Below are 23633 nucleotides of genomic sequence, written 5' to 3'. Positions count from 1 at the left end.
CGTAAAGTTAAACCGGGCTGTATATCTCGTATAGTCCGGAATTTTTGAGAAATTTTTTTAAACTTTCAATCCCACCGTCAAGATAGACTGCACCGGCAAACGCCTCCATACATTCCGCAAGTACTCTTCCTGATGTCCAGACATGCTGGATCTCTTCTCCCTTGCCCCATAATACAAAGTCCTTCAGTTCAAGTTCTTCTGCAAGTTTTCTAAGAACGCTCATGTTTACGATATTGGTCTTTGTAACTGAGATCTTTCCTTTTTCAGTTATTCCTGAGTTTATAAGATGTTCTATTACCACCAGATCGATTGCCGCGTCACCAAGTGTTGCCAGGTGATCCATATTCCACCCCTCCGGGAGGTTGTTCTCCTTTCCGAATGCAAACCTTGTGAGTGCCTTTTCCAGTAAATTCCGGTTGACAAACCTGTATCCTGTCTTCTCTTCAAGAATATCAGACCTCTTCTCAGAATATATCATAAATAATCAGGATAATATTTGGCTCTTCATGCATATCCGGTTATCTCATAATCTATATCTGACGATTTTTCTGCACATTCTTTCCCGTGGTTTAACATATCCTTAATCATATTTTCAAGAACTTTTGGATATACTGCCCCTATTAGGTCTGATACAGGTTTTCCTCCGCAGAAATACTTGAAAGTAGGTGTTGACATGATGGCGTATCTCTCCCTAATCCATGGTGATTCTACTACGTCAAGCATCCCGAAGATTATTCTGTCCCCGTATTCTCCGGCAAATTTTTCAAAATATGGTTTCATTGTCCGGCAGTGTGAGCATGTTTCACTATAAAACATTACAATAGCCGGTTTTTTGCTATTTTCTACCATTTTTTCCCAGTTTTTGTCATCCAGTTCCTGTATTCTCTCTCCGGTCATCTCCAAACCTCCTGTTTTTTGGATAATCCCTTTTCTGAATCAACACTGGCTGTCAGTTTACTCTTATATTATTCCTCTCTGTCTCAGCCTGTGCTGTCAGTATAATCTGTGATATTGGTATCCGGAATAATAAAGTTCACCCCGATTATGTTGAATTATACCGGGGAGCGGTGGAGAACAAATCATGATATTTCCGGTTGAGACTACTATTTTTATCCGGGTTTTAATTTACATTTCCGGATGTTCTCATTCTGCTTCTCCTTGAGAGCTGAATAATTCTGAAAAAAGTTGGTTTTTTGTTTCTGAAGGGTTCTGCCAATTCAGGACTATTCTGAATTTTCATCTTCAGATGTTTTTAAGTGCGACGATATCTGTTACACCTGTTAGTTTCCAGATGTTTGATCTCTCCTCTGCTGCAATGGATTCAAGTTCGTCAGACGGGTTATGTCCAAGCGCGGCGAGAATATTCTGTGAGAGGTTGTTCTTCCTGATCATATTAACAAACATGTCTCTGACCTCTTTTTTTGTGATTGAGTCCTCTTCCTGGACGATATAACCCTGCATAGTCACAAAGGTATAACACGAGAGATCTTTTGTATATCTCTCAACCTCAACAGAGACATGCGGGTTTTGTTTATACAGATCATTCTTGCGGCCATATTTTGTGGACAGGAAATATAGGAATTTTCCGTCAAATACATATAAAAATGGTGCCAGGTATGGATATTTCTCCCCCTGAAATGCAATGCGGCAGATAAATCCTTCTGAGATTAACCTGTCATATTCTTCTTTTTCCATCTTTGGAATCTTGACTATATCCAAAATAATCACTCCGTTAAGCAGTCTTCATTTTTCTCAGGTATATATTTTTCCAATTGATTTTTTCATTTATTTATATTTTATATATAATGTGTTGCTTTTTAGGGTTAATATTCAGCTTATTTTTATGTACAGGTTATGCGGGAAAGAAGTTTCAGTTGTAACCGGTTCATCTCTGAGATTTTATTATAATATATATAGATCTATTTATCTCTCCGGCTATAATCTGTCACTAATACCCAAATTATCTTATTGATATAAACCAATTTATCTGAATCAGAAACTGCCGGAGATTTATATGAATCATGTTTATGTAATCGGGCACAAAAACCCCGATACCGACTCAATTTCGAGTGTAATTGGTTATTCCAGTTTTTTAAACCGGAAATCCCCGGGGAAGTATCTGCCGGTCAGATGCGGGGAAATTAATAATGAAACAGAATTTGCGCTTGAGAAATTCGGCCTTCCTGCTCCTGAATTAATCGACAGTGTTGAGCCGAATATTTCAGATCTCTCTTTTATTTATTCAATTAGCGCACGTGAGGATGTTCCTACAATTGACATCATAGAGATGATGGATGAGAATAATGTACGAAATCTTCCTGTAACCGATTCAGAAGGGCGGCTTAAAGGGCTTATGAGTGAGCACGGGCTTGCTCAGGCATACATCGGCAGACAGAAGATTGAACAGCTCTCAATAACGCCGATAAAGCTTGAAACGCTGGGAAGAATCCTTCAGGCTGATCTGATCGTTCCGACAAGGGACTTATTTGAGGGCAAGGTTTACATTGCCATTGATGCGCTCCATGTGACTCTTTCCAGACTGACTGAAAATGATGTCGCGATTGTCGGAGATAATGAACCTGCCCAGCTTGCACTCATCTCTGCCGGGATTGCTGCATTGATTATTGCTGACGGGGCACCTGTGGGTGAGAGAACCATTAACGAGGCAAAAAAGAATCAGGTTGCACTTCTTGCAACAAAACTTGATGCTTTTGGTGTCGGGAAGATGATTAACCTCTCACTGCCTGCCGGTGAAATTATGGCCACCGATGTTGAGATTCTCAGGAAGGAAGACTCGATTGAATATGCAAAACAGATCGTTTCAAGTTCAAGGTACAGAACTGCCTGTGTTGTTGATGAGGATAAAAAACTGCTGGGCATGATCTCAAGGAATACTTTTCTTGATGAGGTTCAGAAGCAGGTAATTCTTCTGGACCATAATGAATTTACACAGGCAGTTGATGGCATTGAATCCGCGGAAATCCTTGAAATAATTGATCACCACAGAATCGGGGCAGTTACCACATTAAAGCCGATAAGTTTCTTGAATGAACCTGTCGGTTCTACCGCAACCATTATTACCGGAAAATATTATGAATCCGGCATGACTCCTGAGAAAAATATTGCAGGTATTCTCTTATCCGGAATTTTGTCAGATACAATGGTTCTGCGTCTGTCGACAACTTCTGATAAGGACAGAGCAATGGTGGACTATCTTGCAGGCATTGCAGAGGTTGACCCTGTTGAATTTGGCACTGAACTTATAAAGAGGGGTATGCAGGTTGAAGGCGATTCATTAAACGGACTTCTTCTCAGGGATGTTAAGAGGTATGAACTGTTTGGCCGTGATGTCGTCATCTCACAGGTGATGATACCGACATTTGAATTTGCGGAAGAGAATAAAGATGAGATCCTGAAAGAGATAAATGACCTAAGGTCTGTCCGCAATGTGGATGTCTATGGTGCGATGTTTACATCTGTATTTGATGACGGAAGTCTGCTTTTCTTATCCGCAGACGAGCATATTCTCTTAATCTCCGGGGCAAAAGATCAGCCACTGATGCTTAAGGGCGTTATGTCAAGGAAAAATGATTTTCTCCCGTGGTTTGGAAAGATCTTAAAAGAGTTTTAGATAATGAAATGTTTTGCCCGGAAAAATATTTCTGATTTTGAGTGCATATGCCCCGGATGTAATTTCCAAAAAAAAAGCCGGACTGAAAGTTATACAGTCTGAAAAGAGATGACCGGATAACTGGTCCCCGAACAATACCTGATCTTTTGGATGTTATTTCACATCCGGAATTTCTTTTTCTCTCTTCTCCCGAGAATAAAGCCGGCAGTTCCTGCCAGCAGTGCAGCGATAATCATTAATGCAGCAGAGAGGACACCTCCGGAGAGCATTTCGTTTTTGGTCAGTTCTGCATTTAATTTTAGATTTCCTCCGTTCTCAACTGATATTTCAGAACTGAAATCTGTATATCCGTCCATAATGAGGGTTATATTGTGATATCCGTTCCTGACACTGATACCATCTGCCGGTGTGGTTCCAGAGAATCTGTTGTCGATCAGAATCTCTGCACCGGGAGGGCTGGAATATATACTGATAGTGGCGGCAGGTTCTTCATCCGGAACGCAGGGCTGAGCCGGTTCGGGCATGGCAGGATCGGTTATCGGCAGTGCCAGAAAATATATTTTGCCGTCATTTGAGGCAATAGCCATTCTTGTCCCGTCAGGTGAGAGTGATACTCCCCTTACATTGCCTGATGTCCTGTAGCTCAGGATTTCGCTGTTTCCTCCCCTGAAAAGCCTTGCATAATTATCCTGGCATCCGGTAGCGAAGAATCGGCTTTCACGTGATATTGAGAGGCTGTTTACCGGCTGAATGTTTGTCCTTCTCTCTGCTTCCTCTCCGGAGATCCGGTATATGGTGGTTGTCCCGCCTGATCCACAGACTCCTGTATATTTCCCGTCAGGAGATACGGCGACATCATTTACCTGCTCTGAGATCTGCCGGTACCATTCCATATCACCCGGGAGTCTGTACAGGTATAGCCCAAAGAGCCTCTTTCCGGCAGCAATATATTCTCCGTCTTCCGATACTGAAACTGAGCATATGTCGCCGCCGTAGGCATTTCCTCCCGGCTGCTTTGACCATACAAGGTCGCCTGTTCCTGTGAAGAGGTAAAGGTATCCGTCATCTGATCCGGCGGCTATATACCCGCCTGTTTTTGATACTGAGACATCGTACATGTTCTCCCCCGCCTGTTTACTCCAGAGATACTCTCCTTCCCTGTTATAGACATAAAGGATTCCGTTTCTTGCTGCTGCGGCACATATTTCAGCATTATCTGCGAGATCAACTCCGTTTACGGCCGATGGCAGCTTCTTCTCCCAGATAAGTTTTCCATTGCTGTTTAAGAGGTATAATCCGGAATTTACACCGCCAGCGATGATGTAACTTCCGTCGGGTGATATCTCTGTGTCAGGAAAATTTGTCTGCTTTTCAAACGTCCACAGCAGGGTTGCCGTTTCTCCGGCTGATACCGGAATTATAAACAGCAAACAGAGAATGGTCAGAATAAAGGCCGGTTTCAGTATGGCCCGAATAATCTTATATCCAGTTTTCATTTACCTCTCACCACCATTCATATCAATGACATCATCTGAGAAACTTGTAAGCTGGGATATTATAATCGGGTCAAGCCCCCGCTCAATGGCGAGGAATATCCCCGATATGTTCAGGATTTTAAGTTTGCTTGATACAAAGTGCATAAACTTTGCAAGATTTTCAGATGAGAGGTATATCAGCATGGCATTAACTGAATCTATAAGAACATATGTTTTTTCCTCAGTCACATTTGCAAGTTCATTTGAGACTGCAATCGAAAGTCCTGTAAGGTCTGACGGGTTATTGACAAAGACGGCGTTAGGTACTCCTTCGGGTTTTTTACCCATCGCAAATTTTGATATTGCATCAATGAATGAAACTTTGTCAAGCCTTACATCTCCTTTTTTATATAATTCATAGAGGTAACTTGCCGGCTCATTAATTGTTATCACTATAATTCTGTGGTTCTTGTCTGTAAGCTCCTTTATCAGGGCCACATTGTTCTTTTTTATATGTGACGCCTCAGAGAGAATAAGGTATATCCGGCCTTCATCAGGATCTGTTTCAAAAATATCCATCGTTATCTATCCTGTAATAAACCGTCTGAAATAGTCCGGAATTTCATTTCTTCTCTCAACTATTGATCTATTAAGTTCATTCAGGTTATTGTTGATCTGCTCAATATTTTTCATCTGAATTATGAGTTTGGATATTATTATCTCTGTATTTATATCTCTCGACTGAAGATCAGTGATAATCTCTGCAAGATTGTCGTTTACTATGGAAGTTGGATTTTTAAGTCTCAGTGCTGATTCATTCATATATGAGAGCATCTCTTCATAACTCTCCTGGCGGTATATTGAAGAGCCGATTATTCCGGCAGCAGCACCGAGGGTGTCGATCTCGGCTTTTGTCCATTTTCTCTCTTCTTCCGATTCGTCAAAACCTATAAAGCCCCACCACCGGTCAATTATGAAAACCGGCGCTATAATCATTGATTTTACACCAAGTTTTTCCATATTTGCCCTCTCTGCTTCATCAACACTGCTGATATCGGCGTATATGGTCTCTTTTTTACTCAGCACCCTCTTCCATCTTGGCACACCGGCTTTCTCATATGTTAATTTCTGCATTTCTGGATTTTTAATCTGCCCTTCAAAACCTTCTGCTGTCCACTCAGATATTTCGTTCATCATTATTTCGCCGGAAAGAGGACCGGCAGTATTTTCAAAGAGGTATATTCTGGAAACTCCTGTAGCCTCTCCGAGATCTGAAAGGAATGCTTTGATATTCCCCTTCCATGAGACTGATTCCAGGAATAACTGTGAATGCCTTCCTATTGCCTCAAGTATTTTATCACGCCTTCTGAGGCTCTGATTCATCTCTTTTTTTTCAGTAATGTCAAGAAATGTCGCAACAAAAGTATTATTTTTTATTATATGTGTAACAGTGGCAGCTACATATCTCTCAGAACCGTCTTTTTTCTTCAGTCTGAATTCAAATATTCGTGAAAATCCTGCTTTATCTTCAGAAAAACGTCTGTATTTGTCATAAAGTGGTTTTAGATCGTCCGGGTGTATGAACTCGGGCCATTTCATATTGTTTTCTATCTCATCCCGACTGTAACCGGATATTTCTGAAAAGGCTCTGTTTGAAAGAATGACATCTTCATTACTGTTGCTTAAAATGAGTCCTGCACCGGCATATTCGAAAATATTTTCGTAATAACCGCTGATATTTTCCATATCCGTTTATTGTGTCTTTTAAATTATATATGTATGGAATCGAAGTATCTGCCGGCCAGGGTAATTTGTTTCTGGATATCCCGGGGCTCTGTGATCTAACTCTGCTGGCCTTACTGAACATAATATTTTCCGGGAAAACAAAAATTCCGTGCTTAAAGCGAAAACATATTTATTTCTCTCTTACAATTCTGTTGGTGATGAGTCTGTCATCAGTTAAAAAAAGGGTATTTGAGATCCTTAATGTTGCAGAAGATGGTGATTATGTCAGCCTGGCGTTTGACATCTTTATATTCTCCGTGATTGTTTTAAATATCGCGGTCCTGATTCTCGGAAGCATCAGGTCAGTTCTTGAAAAGTACTGGCTGATCTTTCTTCTTATATCCCTTTTCACAATGATCATATTTATCATTGAATATGTCCTCCGGATATGGTCATGCACATCTGATCCCAGATATTCTGAGCCTTTAAAAGGCAGAATCCGCTGGGCACTGACTCCTTTCGCTCTTATTGATCTGCTTGTAATACTGCCTTATTTTGCATTTCTTCTCTTTGGTGTGGATTTGACAGCCCTTGTTATTCTGAGAATTTTCAGGCTTCTTAAGGTTATTAAATATTCAGATTCACTCTCTCTTGTTGTGAAAGTTATAAAAAATGAGAGAAAAACCCTTTTTACAACATATGCTGCCTTAATTATGGTTCTTCTCGTTGCCGGGACATTGATGTACCAGGTTGAAGGTTCGGCTCAGCCTGAAAAATTTGCCAGTATTCCGGATGGAATGTGGTGGGGAGTTATCACCCTTGCGACAATCGGATATGGTGATGTTGTGCCCATAACCGTAGCCGGAAAACTTCTTGGAAGTATTATTGCACTGATTGGAATCGGGTTGTTTGCTTTGCCTGCCGGTATTCTGGCATCCGGATTTTCAAGGGAGATTGAGAGTGCGCATCGTGCTCGCGAGGATGAGGAGGTATATCTCTGTCCCCACTGCAAACAGGAAGTGACAAAGAAGGATTTATGGAAGAAATAACTGAGGGCAGACCTCTTTTTTAATGTAAGGCGGAATTTTCAGGGAAAATACTCTGTTCCGATAAGGAATGAAAAAAGTTAAAATTTAAATTATTTTGCTGTTTATATCATGTTGTGGTAGTGGCTCAGCGGCTCGATTGTGACCTCTTCCATTTTAATGGCTTTTATTGCGAGTGCCGCTGCCTTGGCTGCCTGTACGGTTGTGATATACGGGATGCCATAATCCAGGGCAGATCTCATTATCTGCATATGATCCTGCCTGGAATACTTGTCAGACGGAGTATTGATTATTAATTTGGCTTCCCCTTTTCTCATCATGTCAATGATATTTGGTGAGCCTTCCTGAACCTTTCTGACGAGATTTGCCTCGAGTCCGTTCTTTGAGAAGAAATCCACTGTTCCTTTGGTTGCAAGGATATTAAGTCCGAGTTCTTTTAGTTTTAAGGCAACCTCAAGAAGTTCGTCTTTATGTTCATCTCCTCCGGAGATAAATACCGTTCCTTCAAGCGGAAGTTCATTGTCGGCTGCGATACATGCCTTATAGTAGGCACGCCCGAAGTCATAGTCGATGCCCATGACTTCGCCTGTGCTCTTCATCTCAGGGCCAAGCACCGCATCGACACCTGGCAGTTTGTTAAACGGAAGAAGGACTTCTTTTACTGCAACGTGGTTGATCTTCTTCTCTTCAAATCCGGTTTCAGCGAGACTTATGCCGGCCATTGCCTTTGCTGCAATTTTTGCCAGCGGAATTCCGGTAGCCTTCGATACAAACGGCACTGTTCTGCTTGCCCTGGGGTTAGCCTCAAGGACATATACAACACCGTCTTTTACAGCATACTGGATGTTGATAAGTCCGCAGACACCTATACCGAGAGCTAGTTTTTTTGTATAATCCCTTACTGTCTCAATTACGTCATCACTGAGGGACTGAGGAGGTATAACACAGGCTGAATCTCCGCTGTGCACACCGGCTTCCTCAATATGCTCCATAATTCCGCCGATGAGTACATCTTTTCCGTCACAGACTGCATCGACATCAATCTCAATTGCATTCTGGAGGAATGAGTCCAGGAGTACCGGGTGTTTCTTTGATACCCTGACGGCCTCTTTGATGTAATTCTGAAGTTCTATGTCGTCATGAACAAGTTCCATCGCCCTTCCGCCGAGGACATATGAAGGCCTTACCAAGAGCGGGTAGCCGATTCTCTTTGCTATCTCAAATGCTTCCTCTTCAGAGTATGCTGAATCATTTGCCGGAGACGGGATCTTCAGTTCATCGAGGAGCTGGCTGAACCTGTCCCTGTCCTCTGCCATATCCATAGCTGCCGGAGTTGTACCCAGGATCTTTGTACTGAGGCCCTCCTCCTGAATGGCCTTCTCAATAGGCATTGCAAGGTTGACTGAATTCTGCCCTCCGAACTGGACCATAACTCCGGCATAGTCATCCTTTCTGAGAATATTCATAATATCCCCGAGTTTCATAGGTTCAAAGAAGAGACGGTCTGAGGTGTCAAAATCTGTTGAGACAGTTTCAGGGTTGTTGTTTACGATATGAACCTCGGTTCCTTCCTCTCTTAAGGCCATTACGGCATGGACGGTGCAGTAATCAAATTCGATTCCCTGCCCGATTCTGATTGGACCTGATCCGAGAATCAGAACCTTATCCTTTCCGTTCTTCTCAATCTCACAATCAAGACCGCGGGTTGAGTAATAATACGGTGTCCTCGCCGGAAATTCAGCTGCACAGGTGTCAACCATTTTATAGACCGGATCTCCGGCTATCTCTGTGATGGCTGCTTTATCAAGGCCGGTTATCTCTGCGATATCTTCCGGTGTAAATCCATAATCAACTGCCTTTATGATCTCTGCATCTGACGGGCTGCCAGACCTGAGCCTGGTTTCGGTTTCAATGATATTTGCAATCTTTTGTAGGAAGAAAGCATCAATCATTGTAAGTTCAGCAACTTCTTCAACTGAAAAACCCTGTCTGAAGGCATCAAAGAGGCACCCGAAACGTTCGTCTGTCGGGTTTTTGAGAAGCATCCTTATCTCAGAGTGATCGGTGTGCACATTGATGTCAGTATCAAGTGACCTGAGGGATTTCATGAAAGCCTCTTCAAGAGTCCGGCCTATTGCCATGACCTCTCCTGTGCTCTTCATTGCGGTTGTGAGTGTCCGGTCTGCGCCCTTGAATTTGTCAAACGGCCATCTGGGAACCTTTACAACAACATAGTCAATTGCAGGTTCAAAAGATGCGGCAGTGCATCCGGTCACGGTATTTGTGATCTCGTCCAGGCGAAGTCCTATTGCAATCTTTGATGCAACGCGGGCAATAGGGTATCCGGTTGCCTTTGATGCAAGTGCAGATGATCTTGATACACGCGGGTTCACTTCGATTACTCTGTAGTCACCGTCTTTATATGCAAGCTGTACATTGCATCCGCCCTGTACGTCAAGTGCCCGGATTATTTTAATTGAGGCTGTCCTTAACTTCTGGAATTCGTCATCCCTTAGTGTAAGGATTGGTGCAACAACGACACTTTCTCCGGTGTGGACGCCCATTGCATCGACGTTTTCCATACCGCAGATTATTATGCATGTGTCTGCTGCGTCACGCATTACCTCAAATTCAATCTCTTTCCATCCAATGACACTCTCTTCAATCAGTACCTGATGAATCCTTGATTTCTGAAGACCAAGCTCGACAATTCTCCTGAGCTCCTCAGGACTGTTGGCAATTCCACCGCCTGCGCCTCCAAGGGTGTATGCCGGCCTTATTATTGCAGGAAGCCCGACTGTTTCCAGGGCTTCATCAAGCTGGCTCATCGACTCAAGGATCATGCTTTTTGGTACAGGTTCACCGATCTCATTCATCAGGTCCCTGAACTGTTCACGGTCCTCACCACGGTATATGGCTTCAAGGGGGGTGCCGAGAATTTCAACATCTTCAAGTGCACCCATCTCGGCTAATTCAGCGGTCATGTTGAGGCCTGTCTGACCACCCATTCCGCTCAGAATTCCGTCCGGCTTCTCCTTCTCAATTATTTTTGCGATTACATCGGCCCTTAAAGGCTCAACATATATCACATCCGCCATGTCAGGATCTGTCTGGATGGTTGCAGGATTTGAGTTTACGAGGACTACTTCAATTCCTTCTTCCCTCAGAGCACGGCAGGCCTGTGACCCTGAGAAGTCAAATTCAGCAGCCTGTCCGATCTGAATCGGGCCTGATCCAATGAGGATCACTTTTTTAATATCAGCTCTTAGCGGCATATTCAGGGAATCCTCCTGTACATCATATCAAATACCGGACCTTCAGTATCACGGGGGCCTCCGAAAGCCTCCGGGTGGAACTGGACTGCATAGACATCAAGGTCATCTGAGTAGATGCCTTCAACTGAACTGTCATTTACATTCTCAAATAATACTCCGCAGTCACTGGGCAGTGTATCTCTGTCAACGGCGAAGCCGTGGTTCTGGGTTGTAATATATATTGACCCGTCTTTATGCCTCACAGGCTGGTTTGAACCCCTGTGGCCGAATTTCATCTTGTATGTTTCAGCACCGAAAGCGCGGGCAAGAATCTGGTTGCCCATGCAAATGCCAAGTACCGGGATCTCTCCCATGAAGTGTTTTGCACACTCCACTGCATCGGTTGCAAAGGCCGGATCTCCCGGTCCGTTTGTGAAAAATATTGCTTCAGGTTTGCATGCTTCAACCTCTGAGGGTTTTGCATTGTACGGGAAGAGATGGAGATCAGCCCCGCGTTTTCTGAATGATATCGCGATATTTTTCTTTATTCCAAGGTCAATTACTGCAATTCTTTTGCCTTTGCCTTTTATGTGGTATGGCTCTTTTATTGACACCTGCGGCAGGAGGTCAATTTCGGAAATTGGCTTTGCAGCCCTTGCAAGTTCGACTGCGTATTCCGGACTGTTATCTCCCGTTACCAGTGCGGCTCTCAGTGAACCTTCAATTCTTGTTTTTATTGTAAGTTTTCTGGTATCAACACCTGAGATTCCCAAAAGGTTGTTCTCTTCAAAAAAAGTTTCCAGAGGTTTATTCGCTGCCGGTCTTTTGCATACCTCATGGACGACGCATCCATGGGCATTGACTTTCGGACTCTGAAAGTTCTGCTCGTCCACTCCGTAATTACCAATGAGCGGATATGTAAACATGAGAATCTGACCCGCATAACTGGGGTCAGTCAGTGATTCCATGTAACCACTCATCTGGGTCGTAAATACGAGTTCACCGGTGCAGGAACCTTCGGCACCAAAACCGTTCCCGACAATATATTCTCCGTTTTCCAGACCCAAAACTGCTTTCATCTGTTAATCATTATACTTTGGTGGTGGCATGTATTAATAACTGGGGATATAGACTTCCATCTCCCGGAAATAAAATGTTGTGGTTTATTTTTAATATCCTGCAGAAAAAAAGACTGTTTTAATCTGCATATGATGTATCTGTCGCTTATTTTTGGTATTGTTCCTATCTTCCGGAAAAAGTGTTTCAGAATTGGTCACCAAAACAAATTTCTATTTATATTGCAGTTTAAACAATTATTCATGACTGGAGCAGTTAATATTGAGATTATAGGTTTCTCGGATTCTTCATGCGGGCCTTTTCCGTGCGATGGTGACCGGACATGTGAGCTTGAGAAGTGCGCACCGTCTGAGAATCTCGTAAAGGCATATGAGGCTCTTAAGGAAAGAATTGAACATATCTATGGCGAAAATGTTACAATGAAGCTGACACTTCTTGATGACGGCATACCTGAAGATATTTTAATGATGATTGAGGAGAATCATCCGCCGATCCCGATTGTAATGGTGAACGGGAATCTGACACCTCTTGGAAGGATATCACTTCCGTTAATCAGGGAAGAGATTGCAAAATATCTCTGAGCTGAGGAGTAACAATGGATTATCAGATAATTTCCCGGAATTAATCTGATTATTTCTGCCCATTTGGTTTTTGATTTTTTCGGCACCTGTTATGTGAGCGCATGCAGATGCCACGTCATCTTTTCAGAAAATTTGTATTAGTCTTTTGTTTTAGTCTTTTTTCCTGCAATTTGGGCTTATTTTTGTGAAATGGCTGAAACGCTGTGTATGTTTGAAATGATAATTTATTAATGGAATTACAATTTATTTTGTAATATCAGCTGCCTGTTACTGCATTACTGAGATCAGGCAAAAATGGAACAGATAACATGATTGATAAATTTATTGAAGGCAATAAACGTTTTATTGCAGAAGATTTTGAGCAGGATAAAGAACATTACGACCAGCTTTCCCAGAGTCAGAGTCCTTCTGTACTCTGGATCGGATGCTCTGATTCACGTGTTGCCCCTGAGAGGGTCACAGGTGCAAAATCAGGAGAGATTTTTGTTCACCGGAATATCGGCAATATTGTTCCTGTAAGTGACTGGAACTTTGCAACAGTGCTGGAGTATGCTATACGTCACCTTAAGGTGGATGATATTGTTGTCTGCGGTCATTCAGACTGCGGAGCAATTAAAGCACTCTCCGGAAAGGCCGGCGATGATGCATATATCCCGTTATGGCTGGATAATGCAAAACCGGCAATGGAAAGGGCCGGAGAAAAGCCGGGCACTCCCGAGGGTGAGAAGGAATGGAGAAGAAAGGTCGAATATGAAAATGTCAGACTTCAGCTGGAACACCTGAGGGTATATCCGATTGTAAAATGGGCTGAAAAGATGGGAAAAGTTGAACTTCACGGTCTGTACTTTGATCTGGAGACCGGAGATCTCTCAAAGATCTTTTAATCCGGAATATTGAAGAATTCCGGGAAATATTCACATCTTCTCTTTTTTATTACTGATCTATTTGGGTTCAGCTGAAACATAAGTTATTGTCTCAGCAGGTTGTCAGTAATTAAATATTCAGGCAGTTAATAACTAATTATTGTTGTGACTGATAATATAGTGGAGATTCTGTATATATTTGTCCTCCGCCTGTATAGGTAGAGTTAATATTTAATGTCCTTAATAATTTTGTAATCCGGAGACTTAAGATGACTGTAATAAAGGAAGTTGAACTGCTTGGTTTTGATGTATGGCAGTTGTCAAAAATATGCCTGCTTATCTCATTAATCATGGGTTTTATTATAAGCCTTATAATCGGAATATTTACTTTCCTTGGAATAATTCTGCCGCCTTCATTTTTTGTTACTTTAAGCGGATCTGAATGGACCGTTGCAGATATTATCGCTAATTCTGTTCTTTTTTCAGTATTTTCCGGAATGTTTGGTCTTGGTATAGGGGCATTGTCTGTGATTGTCTATAATATGCTCTCCGGATATTTCGGAGGAGTTATGCTGTATACATTTGAAGAAGAACTGCCCGATGATATTCTTAATGAAGGAAGTTCTGATAAAGAATCATCCAATGAAATGATCGGTTATGAATAAGAGTTCAGTATTTTGCTGAATTTAAAAAATTTATTCCCTGTAAAGGGTTACAACTTCGCCTATAACAATTATTGCCGGAGGTCTGACTCCCCTCTCTTTTGCAGTCTCTGCAATCAGGGATAATTTTCCGGTTGTCACCCTCTGGTCAGGCCGAAAACCTCTCTCGATTATCGCTACCGGTTTATCACTGTCCATCCCGTTTTCAATAAGTGACTTTGTTATATTGGGCAGGTTTCTGACACCCATCAGGATTACAATTGTGCCCGGAGATTCGGCAAGCCATCTCCAGTTTATCGCTGATTCCGGTTTTGTCGGGTCTTCGTGACCTGTCAGGAATGTTACCTGGGATGCAAATGTCCGGTGGGTAACAGGAATGCCGACATTTTCGGGGACTGCAATTCCGCTTGTAATTCCCGGCACTGTCTCAACTTCTATTCCCTTTGCCTGAAGATACTCCATCTCCTCTCCGCCGCGACCGAAGAGAAACGGGTCTCCGCCTTTAAGCCGGACCACATTTTTGCCTTTCAGGGCATAATCCGCCATCAGTTTTTCTATTTCGTCCTGCTCTTTTGTGTGCTTTCCGCCGTATTTACCGACATCGACCTTCTCTACATCGGGAAGGCTGTTTATGACCTCTTCTCCGGGCAGCTGGTCATAAAGTATTACATCGGCACTCTCGATTACCTCACGTGCCTTAAATGTCATAAGGTCAAGACCTCCGGGTCCTGATCCTACAAGATACACTTTTCCGGTCATTTTACTCTAATCCTCTGTTATTTTTTTATCTTATGGGATGGCTGTGATATTCTGGTCTGCATCCTTTATTGTTCTGAGAGTTTAGTACTTTCAGTTCTGACTGTATTGTGGTTTATATCCGGGCCGGATATTTTTGTCCGGACTATTTCTTAATATTTCAGTCCGAGGCTTTCTTTTGCCTCTTCAATCAGGTCAAAGGCCAGACCTTTCAGTTTCTGCCCGATAAAGCGGGCTTCCTCTTCAGAACCGCCTGCGTCCTCAATTCTTTCATAGCGGCTGCCGTCAAGTGAGAGGACTTCTGCTATCAGGAATCCGTTCTCACAGTATACTCCCTGCGGGGTATAGCATCCACCGCCAATCTCTTCCATCACTGCCCTTTCGATTGCAGTGTCCTTCTCTGTTGGTTTATGGTTTATCTGCTCAAACTGAGCGGCAAGGGCATCGTCTTCCCGGCATACAACTGCTATTGTCCCCTGATTCGGTGAGGGGACATACCACTGGGGAAGAAGCCTTGTGCCCGGAAGATCCAGTCCAAGCCTCTGCATGCCTGCTTCTGCAAGGACTATTGCATCGTATTCTCCTTCCTTTAGTTTTCTGAGCCTTGTATCCACGTTACCACGCAGTTCTTTAATCTCGGCATTGAGGTTTCCACGCATCAGCTGGGCACGTCTTCTTGTGCTTGATGTGCCTACAACTTTAATTTCCTCAAGGGGGCATTCGTGGACGAGGAAGTCTGCCGGAGAGTCACGTTTCAGTATTGCACATGTCCTGACACCTTTTGGCCTTGCGGCCGGAATGTCCTTCATGCTGTGGACTGCAAAGTCGACCTCACCCTTTGTGATGGCATCATCGAGTGCCCGGACAAATATTCCCTGCCCGCCTACCTGATGCAGTGGGACGTCTGTATTTGCATCCCCTTCTGTTTTAATTATCTTTATCTCCGTTTCTATGCCCAGTTCTGAGAGCATTGCACAGACTTTTTCGGTCTGGACAAGTGCAAGTTTTGAGCCTCTTGTGCCTGCTGTCAGAGGCATTCTGAATAAGCTCCGGCAATCTTCTCAATGTCTGCATCCGAATGTGCGGTTGAGATAAAGTTTGTCTCAAACTGTGCGGGCGGCAGGAAAATTCCGGCTTTGAGCATCTTCTTCCAGAATGCTGAGAATGCTTCTGTGTCGCTCTCCTTTGCCTCTATGTAGTTCTGTGGCGGAGTATCCCTGAAGAAGAGTTTGAACATTGAGCCGACGCTTACAAATTTGCTCCGGAATTTTTCCGGAAGGGACTCTTTTATGGTCCTGATATTCTCTTCGAGTTTTCCGTAGATTTCAGGATTTTCACGTAAATATCCTACTGCGGCCTTTCCTGCCGCAAGTGTGAGCGGGTTTCCGCTGAATGTGCCTGCCTGATAGACAGGGCCTGCCGGTGCGACCATCTCCATTATTTCCCTTCTTCCGCCGAATATTCCAATAGGAAGTCCGCCTCCGGCTACTTTTCCAAGTGTTGTAATATCAGGTGTGATTCCGTATTTTACCTGTGCACCACCGATCCCAAGACGGTATCCGCAGATGACCTCGTCACAGATGAGCAGTACGTCATTCTCTTCCGTAATTTTTCTGACTTCCTTCAGATAATCCTTTTTTGGCAGAATTGGGCCTACATTTCCCATTACAGGTTCAAGGATGAATGCAGCGATGTCTTTGTTCTTCTCAACCAGCTCTGTTAAGGATCCGGTGTCGTTGTAGGGGACCTGGGCGGTATGCTTTACTATGTCTGCTATTACGCCGGCAGAATCCGGAACGCCCATCGTTGTTGCACCTGATCCGGCTTTTATGAGCACTCCGTCATGTGCACCGTGAAATCCGCCTTCAATTTTTATGATGTCTTTTTTGCCGGAAAAACCCCTGGCAAGGCGGATTGCCGCCATCGTTGCCTCAGATCCGCTTGAGACAAATCTGCACATATCAATTGAAGGATGGTCTGCTATAATCATCCGGGAGAGATCAAGCTCAGATGGTGTCGGCGTGCCGTACAGCCATCCTTTTTCAATCTGTTCTGCTATTGCCGATTTCACAACCGGATTTGCGTGACCTAGAATTAACGGGCCGTATCCAAGGCAGCAGTCGGTTAATTCTTCGCCGTCTGCTGTCCTTAATTTTGATCCTTCTGCACTTTCCACATAGAATGGATATGGTTTTATTGCCCTTACCGGACTGCTGACTCCGCCCGGAATCAGTTTCTTTGCTTCTTCAAATAGTTCACTGCTTTTCATCAAGCCACCTCGCTGCATCTTCTGCAAAATATGTTATTATCAGGTCAGCCCCTGCCCTTTTGATTGCTGTAAGGCTTTCAAGGGCGACTTTTCTTTCATCAAGCCATCCGTTTGCCGCTGCGGCTTTGATCATTGAATATTCCCCGCTCACCTGGTAGGCGGCAAGCGGGAGACCGAGTGTCTTTACTGAGGAGATTATGTCAAGGTAAAATCCTGCCGGTTTTACCATGAGGATGTCGGCACCCTCATAAAGGTCGGTTTTGGACTCCAAGAATGCCTCGCCTGGATTTTCGGGTGCCATCTGGTATGTTGATCTGTCTCCGAATGACATGCCGGAGTCTGCTGCATCCCTGAACGGGCCGTAAAGAGAACTTGAGAATTTTGTGGAGTACGACATAATTGGTATGTCAGAGAATCCTTCTGAGTCAAGGGCCTGCCGTATCTTTGCCACCATTCCGTCGAGCATGCAGGACGGAGCGATGATGTCTGCACCGGCTTTTGCCTGAGATACTGCAATCTTTGCCATCACTTCAAGTGATTCGTCATTTAACAGGTCAGGTCCGCATGGTGTGTCGCCGATTATACCGCAGTGCCCGTGGTCTGTATATTCGCAGGCGCAGGTGTCGGTAATTACAACCATTTCAGGGACTTCTTTTTTAATCTCCCTGACAGCTTTTTGTATGACTCCGTTTTCCGTCCAGCCGGAAGTCCCTTCTGAATCTTTATCTTCAGGTATTCCGAAGAGAATTACAGATCTTATTCCGGCTGACTGAATCCTCTTTGCCACAGAACCTGCTGATGACAGTGGATATCTGTACTGTTCTGGCATTGATTCAATTGCTTTTTTTTCGTCAATGGTCTCATCGAAGAAAAGCGGCATTACAAGGTCATCCTTTGTAAGAACTGTTTCCTTAAACAAAGGCTGAATATGTCTTTTCCTCAGTCTTCTAAGTCTTCTTTGCGGGTACATGTTTTTCCTCTTGTTATTGCCAGAACCAGATTTTCAGCCGATCTGATGTCACCTGATTCTGCACATCCTCTGACTGCAATGGTTGCATCACTCAGCAGTTTTTTTACAAGAACTTTTGTCAGGTCGTCTATCACTTCGGAGACACTGTACTGTGTTTTTCCTATTCTTGAGACTGCTCTGTCTCTCTCCCTTACTCTTATTGCCTCTGCCCAGGTGTGCAGGTCGGCGAGAGGTTCGTTTGCGGCTGCACGGTTTATAAGTGATATGAACTGCCTGTGCTCTTCCAGGAGATATTTTTCAGCATTTTCGGCTTCTTTTCTCCTAAGCTTCATATTCTCATCGCTGACTGATTTGAGGTCATCTATTGTGAAGAGTTTTACACTTTCGATCTCTTTGACTTTCTCTTCGATATCCCTTGGCTGTGCAATGTCTATCAGTATTAGCGGCCTTTTTGTTTCGTCAAGTGGCCAGCGGATCTTATCCAGCGCATCTGTCAGGGGTTCTGCTTTTATAACCGGATGGGGAGCTCCTGTGCATGAGATGACTACGTCTGAAAGTGAGATATAATGGTAAAGCTCATCCATCATTACGGCTTTTCCACCGATCTCTTCAGCAAGTAGTTTTGCCCGGTTGAATGTCCGGTTTGTAACATAGATGGCAGTCAGTTCTTTTGCCGAGAGAGCCTGGGCAACCAGTTTTCCCATCTCGCCGCCGCCGACAACGAGGATGTGTTTTCCTGATAACGTGCCGATAAGCTCTTCGGCAAGTTTTACGGCCGCAGATCCGATTGAGACTGCACCATTGTTTATGTTAGTTCTCTTTCTGACCTCAATTCCGGCATGGACTGCCTTTGTAATGCAGAGGTCAAGGACAGGGCATGAGGTCCCCTTTTCCTGTGATAGTGCGAGGGCCTTTCTTAACTGTCCCAGAATCTGGTCCTCACCGACTATCATTGAGTCCATCCCTGCGGCAAGGTAAAGGAGGTGCTTTAACGCTTCGCATCCTTCCTTAATCCAGAAACCGGTTCTGCCTTTTTCTTTGAGGTACTTTTTGAGTGACTCTGCATCACCCTGTACGAATATTTCTATCCTGTTGCATGTCTGAAGCAGCACTACTCCCTTAAAGTGCTCTCTTGCATCGTTAAGAATCTCCGTCTCTTCTTCAAACCGGAATTTTTCCAGTTCTGATATGTCAGAGTTGTGATGGGATATTCCTGCGAATGCGATATCTGTGTGCAGTTTGTATTTCATGCGAGGTATTTTCCGTTTATATATTCCCTTGCGGAATTTTTGTCTTTTTTAAGATATTCCCAGGCGGTTCTGTCACTCAGGATCTCTCTTATTATCTCATTTCTTTCATTCTGGTTTTCAATCGTCTCTATTAAGTGTTTTCTTGTTTCTTCTGTTATTTCGATCATCCCGTCAAGGTCTTTGCAGTTCTCTTCAAGGAGTATCCTGATGTGCCTTGAAATGCCTGGACTTTTTCCTCCGGTTGTGACTGCAATTGTGTAGTTTTTGCCTTTAATCATCGACGGAATTATTATGTCTCCAGGAATTCCGTCTGCATTGTTAAACGGGATCTCTTCATTCCGGCAGATATCCCCAATTTTATTATTTACTGATTTATCTGATGTTGCAGCGATGACCAGAGCAGAATTTCTGATAATTTCTGAGATTTCCATATTTAGACAGGATTTTTCTTTTTCTGCGGCATATTTTTCATCCTGTTGATATTTCTCCGGTGGATTTGAATCACTCTGAATATCTGTTAATCCGGATAGTTCTCTTTTCAGAAGTTCAGCCTGTATTGATCCAAATTCCGGTAGGAAATTTCCGCTTATTATTGTCAGATCTGATTCTCCTGAAAAATAGCAGGCTTTTCTGAATCCGACTTTTCCCCCTCCAAATATTGTAACCCTTTTTCCGGTAAAGTCATGGATCAGGGGTATCATAAATATGATTTGATCGTGATATCTTTAAAATTTATTCATACTTTCCCGGGAGTTTTGTATGTACTAATCTGCGTTATACTCGTCTTTTAATTTATTCAGGCTGTGACACAATGCCTGATCGTTACAAAAACAAGCCCAATATGCTCTCCAATCAGAGGTGTGCATATATAAATGGACTTCGCCATTTTAGTTCTGTCACAGCCTGTATTTGTTATTTTATCAGGTTTTTACCGCTTTTTACTGTTACTGGCGGCGCAGGTGTGGTAATTATAATGACTGGACGGATTGTGGTTTTGACAGATGTTTTTATGATCTTTATTGCTGCCAGATTATTTCTTCCGGTGGTATTTGTCTGACTGCTGATTATGCTCCGGGTATTATCTTCTGCGCTGTAATATGCCGGGGGTATTTCTCTTCCGTTTTTTTGATAATTTCCGGTCTGTCTCTGAGACTTTTTGATCCTGTTTTCATCTGTTCTGATGATTGCCGGATTTTTTAATTTCCTGGTAATTGCCTGTTATGTCTCTTTATTTTGGCATTTGTCTGTTGAATGGTGTTTTTTTTGTTTTTATTGATTTCATATTTTCTTCATGCTGGTGTATCTGATTCCGAAGTGGATTTCGACAGATTTATTAATTTCACGTGCCTATATTGTAGAGCACCACGAGGTGCAAAGCGCAAAAACAACTGATAATTTCGGTATAATTTGTGCGCCGATAGTGTAGTGGTCATCACTAAGCGTTGCCAACGCTTAAACCCGAGTTCGAGTCTCGGTCGGCGCATCAGACAATATGTCCGAATTCGGTATCTTTCGTTTTGTCAGTTGGGTTTAATTCTGTAAGTTTTTGTGCGCCGATAGTGTAGTGGTCATCACTAAGCGTTGCCAACGCTTAAACCCGAGTTCGAGTCTCGGTCGGCGCATATTATTATATCTCCCTGAATCTCAGAGTTTATCTGATTATTTACTGCTTTTATCAGAATAAACAAATTTCAGGATTTCTTCTCCATCTGACGTATATTCTGCATTTTTTGTTTCCACTGAATCTGCTTTGTTGGCAAATGGTACAAATCCGTTCTTTTCAAGAACTTTTATTGACGAATTGTTTCCGGGTTCTGTATTTGCGATTATTTTCCCTGATAATCCTGAATATTTAAACCATCTGATCATTGCCCTTATTGCTTCTGTGGCATATCCTCTGTTCCGAAACTGTTCAATGACTGAATATCCGAGCTCATAATTTCCGTTTTCCTGTGATATGAATCCGCCGCTTCCAATAAGTGTTTTATGGGCCTTTAATCTGTTATCTCCGGGAATATCTTTTGTAGTCCAGTAAAATGTGTATATCTTCTCCTGCTTTGCGAGTTCAAAAAATAACTCAAGAACCTCTCTGGTGACTGATTCATGTGGCCAGTTTTCCGGGATATATATATCTTTCAGAACATCGGGGATTTCTTTTTTTTCCAGCTCAAATTCAAATATTTCAGCAGTTGCCGGGATAAGAAGGAGTCTTTCTGTCTGTATATCATTAAATTTCATTAATTGTCCTCTGATTCTGTTATCCTCTGTAATATCTGTGTGCGGGGATGCTTCTTAATCTGAAAATTTCCAAAAAAACCTGGGAATAACTCTGATTATAAAAAATAATGGATTGATATTTCTCTGCAGAAATTATGGTTGCCGGAAAGCTCTGATTTTATCTCTGCCGCCTCTTATTTTTATCAGCCAGTTTGATTTTTTTATCATTGCCGGACAGTATGCCGGTTTTCCGGAGTTCTGATATTATCATTAAAACTGTGCTTTCGTCAAGTGTAAAGTCGTATCCGGAATTTTCTTTTCTGCTTACGATTGTGATTTCATTTACTGTTTTTGTAAGTTCTCCTGCTGAAATACCGTTATTATCAGATATAATTTCCAGTAATCTGTATATGACTGGTTTTTTTATGCTGATGTTATGGAATAACTGGAGAGCATCGTCCTCATCAAAGTCCAGTTCACATATTGCATCAATAAGTTCTTCTTGATCACAGTACAGGTGGACAGAAGGATCAATTTTAATAAGGTATTTCTTTGTAAGTTCGTAATGCGTCTGTCTGATAATTTCTCTATAATGGAAGTCTTCCGGAAGGTTTACATTATCCATTGGCAGGTTTACCTGAACGTCCCCTCCATCAATTTCTTTTACTGCGATGTATCCTTCTTCGGATTCTTCAACAAATTCCTGTTCTATGAGCATATTATAATATGCAAACATTGGAATATCTATATCTTCGAGCGGATCATCTGCCTGTTCAGAATCCGGGGATATTTCATCTTCTGTTGATTCAGCCTCTCTCTGCTCTTCATTGCTGCCCTCTGCTTCGTCTGTACGGGATGGGAAATTGCCTTCGGAATCAGCCGTTATTGCTATATCTTCCGCCGCAGTAGGTTCTTCTGAATTCTCGCTGATTTGTTTAAGTATTGATTCATATTTTTCTCTGAAGGTTTCAAAGAAGAATTCCTTTGATTCTTCTATATCTTCTTTTTTAAAGAGAACATCTCCTGTATTATGCTTTTCAATTATTTTGTTGATATTTATTTCTATATTTTTCATCCTTTTTTTTGCATCTTTCCAATCTTTGTTAATTAAGAAGTATCCGGATGTTTCAGGTTCTTCAAGCCAGCTGACTATATCATTTACTTTCCCTGTCAGGCTTTCTTCAGTTTCTCCTTCGCTGATTATCTGTTTCTGAGCTTTACAACCGTTTTTTTTAAGGTGGTCGATAAATATGGAGGCATCCTCTTCATCGTAAAAAGAAATTTTCTCTTCAAGAATCATAATAGATGATCTCTTTTAGGAATGAAATATGTTTCCGGCGGGGTGGGTTATACGGAGAAAAAAGGTCATATGGATCTGATTCAGGATTTTAATATATTTGAGATTCTATCGGAAAATTGCTTTTTTTTCATTATTATATCTGTATTCTCTGCTTTGGTTTATTTATGGTGTTTCTCTGCCGGGAGAAGATATGAATGGATATTTATCCGTCTGTGTTTCCTGATGATTTTGCGCGATGGGGTATTGCTGGATTGTTTTGACGGAGAATTCCAGACTTGTTATTTAGCTGTGCCGGTTTTGTTCTCTGTTGTGTGGGTCTGAAATTTTCTATGTCGCGAAGGGTTTATATGTGGCGGCATACAACATTGTAAGGCCGAAGTATTCCGGTGACAGACGCCTCAGGGCGGCTGCAACTGTGGATTCGGGAAAGCCTGTAAGTTCTTTTACAGGTGACTGCAAAGCAAAAAGTGGATTCGCTGAATTTTGCGTTCCTCTGCTTTTCAAAGAAATCGCAAAACAATGTGTTTATATAACAATAAACCTAACATTGTTACCTC

21 protein-coding genes, 2 tRNA genes and 1 other annotated feature (1 of these 24 cut by a window edge) are annotated in these 23633 nt (G+C 42.7%); of the genes, 7 read left to right on the top strand and 16 right to left on the bottom strand.

Features of this window, described 5'->3' with window-relative positions; all coding sequences use genetic code 11:
- Nucleotides 1–7: 7 nt before the first annotated feature.
- The 3 genes from METLIM_RS00125 to METLIM_RS00115 all read right to left on the bottom strand — a co-directional run bounded on the left by METLIM_RS00125 (nt 8) and on the right by METLIM_RS00115 (nt 1719).
- Nucleotides 8–478, bottom strand: a complete 471-nt coding sequence (locus METLIM_RS00125; RefSeq protein WP_004075756.1) for a ribonuclease III domain-containing protein — start codon at nt 476–478, stop codon at nt 8–10.
- A 26-nt stretch (nt 479–504) separates the two neighbouring features.
- The gene (locus METLIM_RS00120; protein WP_004075755.1) at nt 505–897 is read right to left on the bottom strand and encodes a thioredoxin family protein; all 393 of its coding nucleotides are present in this window, start codon (nt 895–897) and stop codon (nt 505–507) included.
- Between the two features lie 345 nt (nt 898–1242).
- A complete protein-coding gene (locus METLIM_RS00115; RefSeq protein ID WP_004075754.1) occupies nt 1243–1719 on the bottom strand; it encodes a pyridoxamine 5'-phosphate oxidase family protein in 477 nt (158 codons plus the stop codon).
- A 295-nt stretch (nt 1720–2014) separates the two neighbouring features.
- On the opposite strand from METLIM_RS00115, the gene METLIM_RS00110 reads away from it, so the two are divergent.
- Nucleotides 2015–3631, top strand: a complete 1617-nt coding sequence (locus tag METLIM_RS00110) for a putative manganese-dependent inorganic diphosphatase (RefSeq protein WP_004075753.1) — start codon at nt 2015–2017, stop codon at nt 3629–3631.
- A 158-nt stretch (nt 3632–3789) separates the two neighbouring features.
- Here the strand turns inward: METLIM_RS00110 and METLIM_RS00105 are convergent, their stop codons facing one another.
- The 3 genes from METLIM_RS00105 to METLIM_RS00095 are packed head-to-tail and all read right to left on the bottom strand — an operon-like array spanning nt 3790 to nt 6852.
- Nucleotides 3790–5127, bottom strand: a complete 1338-nt coding sequence (locus METLIM_RS00105) for a PEGA domain-containing protein (RefSeq protein WP_004075752.1) — start codon at nt 5125–5127, stop codon at nt 3790–3792.
- Nucleotides 5128–5685, bottom strand: a complete 558-nt coding sequence (locus METLIM_RS00100; protein ID WP_004075751.1) for a DUF7504 family protein — start codon at nt 5683–5685, stop codon at nt 5128–5130.
- A gap of 6 nt (nt 5686–5691) precedes the next feature.
- Nucleotides 5692–6852: a PAS domain S-box protein gene (locus tag METLIM_RS00095; RefSeq protein WP_004075750.1), complete on the bottom strand. Its 1161-nt coding sequence runs from the start codon at nt 6850–6852 to the stop codon at nt 5692–5694.
- A gap of 197 nt (nt 6853–7049) precedes the next feature.
- On the opposite strand from METLIM_RS00095, the gene METLIM_RS00090 reads away from it, so the two are divergent.
- Nucleotides 7050–7880: an ion transporter gene (locus tag METLIM_RS00090; RefSeq protein WP_048146101.1), complete on the top strand. Its 831-nt coding sequence runs from the start codon at nt 7050–7052 to the stop codon at nt 7878–7880.
- 101 nt (nt 7881–7981) lie between these two features.
- Here the strand turns inward: METLIM_RS00090 and carB are convergent, their stop codons facing one another.
- Complete coding sequence (gene carB, locus METLIM_RS00085; RefSeq protein WP_004075748.1) at nt 7982–11152, bottom strand: carbamoyl-phosphate synthase large subunit; 3171 nt, start codon at nt 11150–11152, stop codon at nt 7982–7984.
- Between the two features lie 2 nt (nt 11153–11154).
- On the bottom strand, nt 11155–12210 hold the full coding sequence (gene carA / locus METLIM_RS00080; RefSeq protein WP_004075747.1) for a glutamine-hydrolyzing carbamoyl-phosphate synthase small subunit: 1056 nt from the start codon (nt 12208–12210) through the stop codon (nt 11155–11157).
- 240 nt (nt 12211–12450) lie between these two features.
- Here carA and METLIM_RS00075 point away from each other — a divergent pair, with 240 nt between their 5' ends.
- From METLIM_RS00075 to METLIM_RS00065, 3 genes are all read left to right on the top strand, one after another.
- The gene (locus METLIM_RS00075; RefSeq protein WP_004075746.1) at nt 12451–12789 is read left to right on the top strand and encodes a hypothetical protein; all 339 of its coding nucleotides are present in this window, start codon (nt 12451–12453) and stop codon (nt 12787–12789) included.
- 308 nt (nt 12790–13097) lie between these two features.
- Nucleotides 13098–13673, top strand: coding sequence for a carbonic anhydrase (locus METLIM_RS00070; protein ID WP_004075745.1), 576 nt, complete (start codon nt 13098–13100; stop codon nt 13671–13673).
- A 248-nt stretch (nt 13674–13921) separates the two neighbouring features.
- Nucleotides 13922–14317, top strand: coding sequence for a hypothetical protein (locus tag METLIM_RS00065; protein ID WP_004075744.1), 396 nt, complete (start codon nt 13922–13924; stop codon nt 14315–14317).
- A 30-nt stretch (nt 14318–14347) separates the two neighbouring features.
- On the opposite strand, the gene cobA is transcribed toward METLIM_RS00065, so the two are convergent.
- From cobA to METLIM_RS00035, 6 genes are all read right to left on the bottom strand, one after another.
- Nucleotides 14348–15073 carry a uroporphyrinogen-III C-methyltransferase gene (gene cobA / locus METLIM_RS00060; protein WP_004075743.1) on the bottom strand — a complete coding sequence of 242 codons (726 nt, stop codon included), beginning with the start codon at nt 15071–15073 and terminating at the stop codon, nt 14348–14350.
- A 149-nt stretch (nt 15074–15222) separates the two neighbouring features.
- Entirely contained in the window at nt 15223–16107 is an 885-nt protein-coding gene (gene hemC, locus METLIM_RS00055; RefSeq protein WP_004075742.1) for a hydroxymethylbilane synthase, read from the bottom strand.
- Entirely contained in the window at nt 16098–17339 is a 1242-nt protein-coding gene (hemL, locus tag METLIM_RS00050) for a glutamate-1-semialdehyde 2,1-aminomutase (protein WP_004075741.1), read from the bottom strand. The genes hemC and hemL overlap by 10 nt, the downstream gene beginning before the upstream one ends.
- The gene (gene hemB, locus METLIM_RS00045; protein ID WP_004075740.1) at nt 17326–18309 is read right to left on the bottom strand and encodes a porphobilinogen synthase; all 984 of its coding nucleotides are present in this window, start codon (nt 18307–18309) and stop codon (nt 17326–17328) included. Before hemB ends, hemL begins: the two co-directional genes overlap by 14 nt.
- On the bottom strand, nt 18279–19559 hold the full coding sequence (gene hemA / locus METLIM_RS00040; protein ID WP_004075739.1) for a glutamyl-tRNA reductase: 1281 nt from the start codon (nt 19557–19559) through the stop codon (nt 18279–18281). The genes hemB and hemA overlap by 31 nt, the downstream gene beginning before the upstream one ends.
- A complete protein-coding gene (locus METLIM_RS00035; protein ID WP_004075738.1) occupies nt 19556–20260 on the bottom strand; it encodes a precorrin-2 dehydrogenase/sirohydrochlorin ferrochelatase family protein in 705 nt (234 codons plus the stop codon). The genes hemA and METLIM_RS00035 overlap by 4 nt, the downstream gene beginning before the upstream one ends.
- 710 nt (nt 20261–20970) lie before the next feature.
- On the opposite strand from METLIM_RS00035, the gene METLIM_RS00025 reads away from it, so the two are divergent.
- Together METLIM_RS00025 and METLIM_RS00020 are read left to right on the top strand one after the other, a co-directional pair.
- A tRNA-Gly gene (locus METLIM_RS00025) sits at nt 20971–21042 on the top strand.
- A 67-nt stretch (nt 21043–21109) separates the two neighbouring features.
- Nucleotides 21110–21181: transfer RNA gene (locus METLIM_RS00020), tRNA-Gly, on the top strand.
- Nucleotides 21182–21218: 37 nt separating this feature from the next.
- Here the strand turns inward: METLIM_RS00020 and METLIM_RS00015 are convergent.
- Both METLIM_RS00015 and METLIM_RS00010 read right to left on the bottom strand, forming a co-directional pair.
- Nucleotides 21219–21797: a GNAT family N-acetyltransferase gene (locus METLIM_RS00015; RefSeq protein WP_004075736.1), complete on the bottom strand. Its 579-nt coding sequence runs from the start codon at nt 21795–21797 to the stop codon at nt 21219–21221.
- Between the two features lie 157 nt (nt 21798–21954).
- Nucleotides 21955–23076 carry a hypothetical protein gene (locus METLIM_RS00010; RefSeq protein WP_004075735.1) on the bottom strand — a complete coding sequence of 374 codons (1122 nt, stop codon included), beginning with the start codon at nt 23074–23076 and terminating at the stop codon, nt 21955–21957.
- A 379-nt stretch (nt 23077–23455) separates the two neighbouring features.
- Nucleotides 23456–23633: a sequence feature (23S ribosomal RNA rRNA prediction is too short), on the top strand; it runs 691 nt beyond the window's last position.

The organism is Methanoplanus limicola DSM 2279, from assembly GCF_000243255.1.
Lineage (GTDB): Archaea > Halobacteriota > Methanomicrobia > Methanomicrobiales > Methanomicrobiaceae > Methanoplanus > Methanoplanus limicola.
The sequence above is the reverse complement of the archived record's forward strand: the minus strand, read 5'-3'. Positions and strand labels throughout refer to the sequence as shown.

Bases quoted from the DNA above. Each gene is read 5' to 3' on its own strand.
- METLIM_RS00125 (WP_004075756.1), bottom strand. From the start codon at position 478: ATGATATATTCTGAGAAGAGGTCTGATATTCTTGAAGAGAAGACAGGA.
- METLIM_RS00120 (WP_004075755.1), bottom strand. From the start codon at position 897: ATGACCGGAGAGAGAATACAGGAACTGGATGACAAAAACTGGGAAAAA.
- METLIM_RS00110 (WP_004075753.1), top strand. From the start codon at position 2,015: ATGAATCATGTTTATGTAATCGGGCACAAAAACCCCGATACCGACTCA.
- METLIM_RS00105 (WP_004075752.1), bottom strand. From the start codon at position 5,127: ATGAAAACTGGATATAAGATTATTCGGGCCATACTGAAACCGGCCTTT.
- METLIM_RS00100 (WP_004075751.1), bottom strand. From the start codon at position 5,685: ATGGATATTTTTGAAACAGATCCTGATGAAGGCCGGATATACCTTATT.
- METLIM_RS00095 (WP_004075750.1), bottom strand. From the start codon at position 6,852: ATGGAAAATATCAGCGGTTATTACGAAAATATTTTCGAATATGCCGGT.
- METLIM_RS00090 (WP_048146101.1), top strand. From the start codon at position 7,050: ATGAGTCTGTCATCAGTTAAAAAAAGGGTATTTGAGATCCTTAATGTT.
- carB (WP_004075748.1), bottom strand. From the start codon at position 11,152: ATGCCGCTAAGAGCTGATATTAAAAAAGTGATCCTCATTGGATCAGGC.
- carA (WP_004075747.1), bottom strand. From the start codon at position 12,210: ATGAAAGCAGTTTTGGGTCTGGAAAACGGAGAATATATTGTCGGGAAC.
- METLIM_RS00075 (WP_004075746.1), top strand. From the start codon at position 12,451: ATGACTGGAGCAGTTAATATTGAGATTATAGGTTTCTCGGATTCTTCA.
- METLIM_RS00070 (WP_004075745.1), top strand. From the start codon at position 13,098: ATGATTGATAAATTTATTGAAGGCAATAAACGTTTTATTGCAGAAGAT.
- METLIM_RS00065 (WP_004075744.1), top strand. From the start codon at position 13,922: ATGACTGTAATAAAGGAAGTTGAACTGCTTGGTTTTGATGTATGGCAG.
- cobA (WP_004075743.1), bottom strand. From the start codon at position 15,073: ATGACCGGAAAAGTGTATCTTGTAGGATCAGGACCCGGAGGTCTTGAC.
- hemC (WP_004075742.1), bottom strand. From the start codon at position 16,107: ATGCCTCTGACAGCAGGCACAAGAGGCTCAAAACTTGCACTTGTCCAG.
- hemL (WP_004075741.1), bottom strand. From the start codon at position 17,339: ATGAAAAGCAGTGAACTATTTGAAGAAGCAAAGAAACTGATTCCGGGC.
- hemB (WP_004075740.1), bottom strand. From the start codon at position 18,309: ATGTACCCGCAAAGAAGACTTAGAAGACTGAGGAAAAGACATATTCAG.
- hemA (WP_004075739.1), bottom strand. From the start codon at position 19,559: ATGAAATACAAACTGCACACAGATATCGCATTCGCAGGAATATCCCAT.
- METLIM_RS00035 (WP_004075738.1), bottom strand. From the start codon at position 20,260: ATGATACCCCTGATCCATGACTTTACCGGAAAAAGGGTTACAATATTT.
- METLIM_RS00015 (WP_004075736.1), bottom strand. From the start codon at position 21,797: ATGAAATTTAATGATATACAGACAGAAAGACTCCTTCTTATCCCGGCA.
- METLIM_RS00010 (WP_004075735.1), bottom strand. From the start codon at position 23,076: ATGATTCTTGAAGAGAAAATTTCTTTTTACGATGAAGAGGATGCCTCC.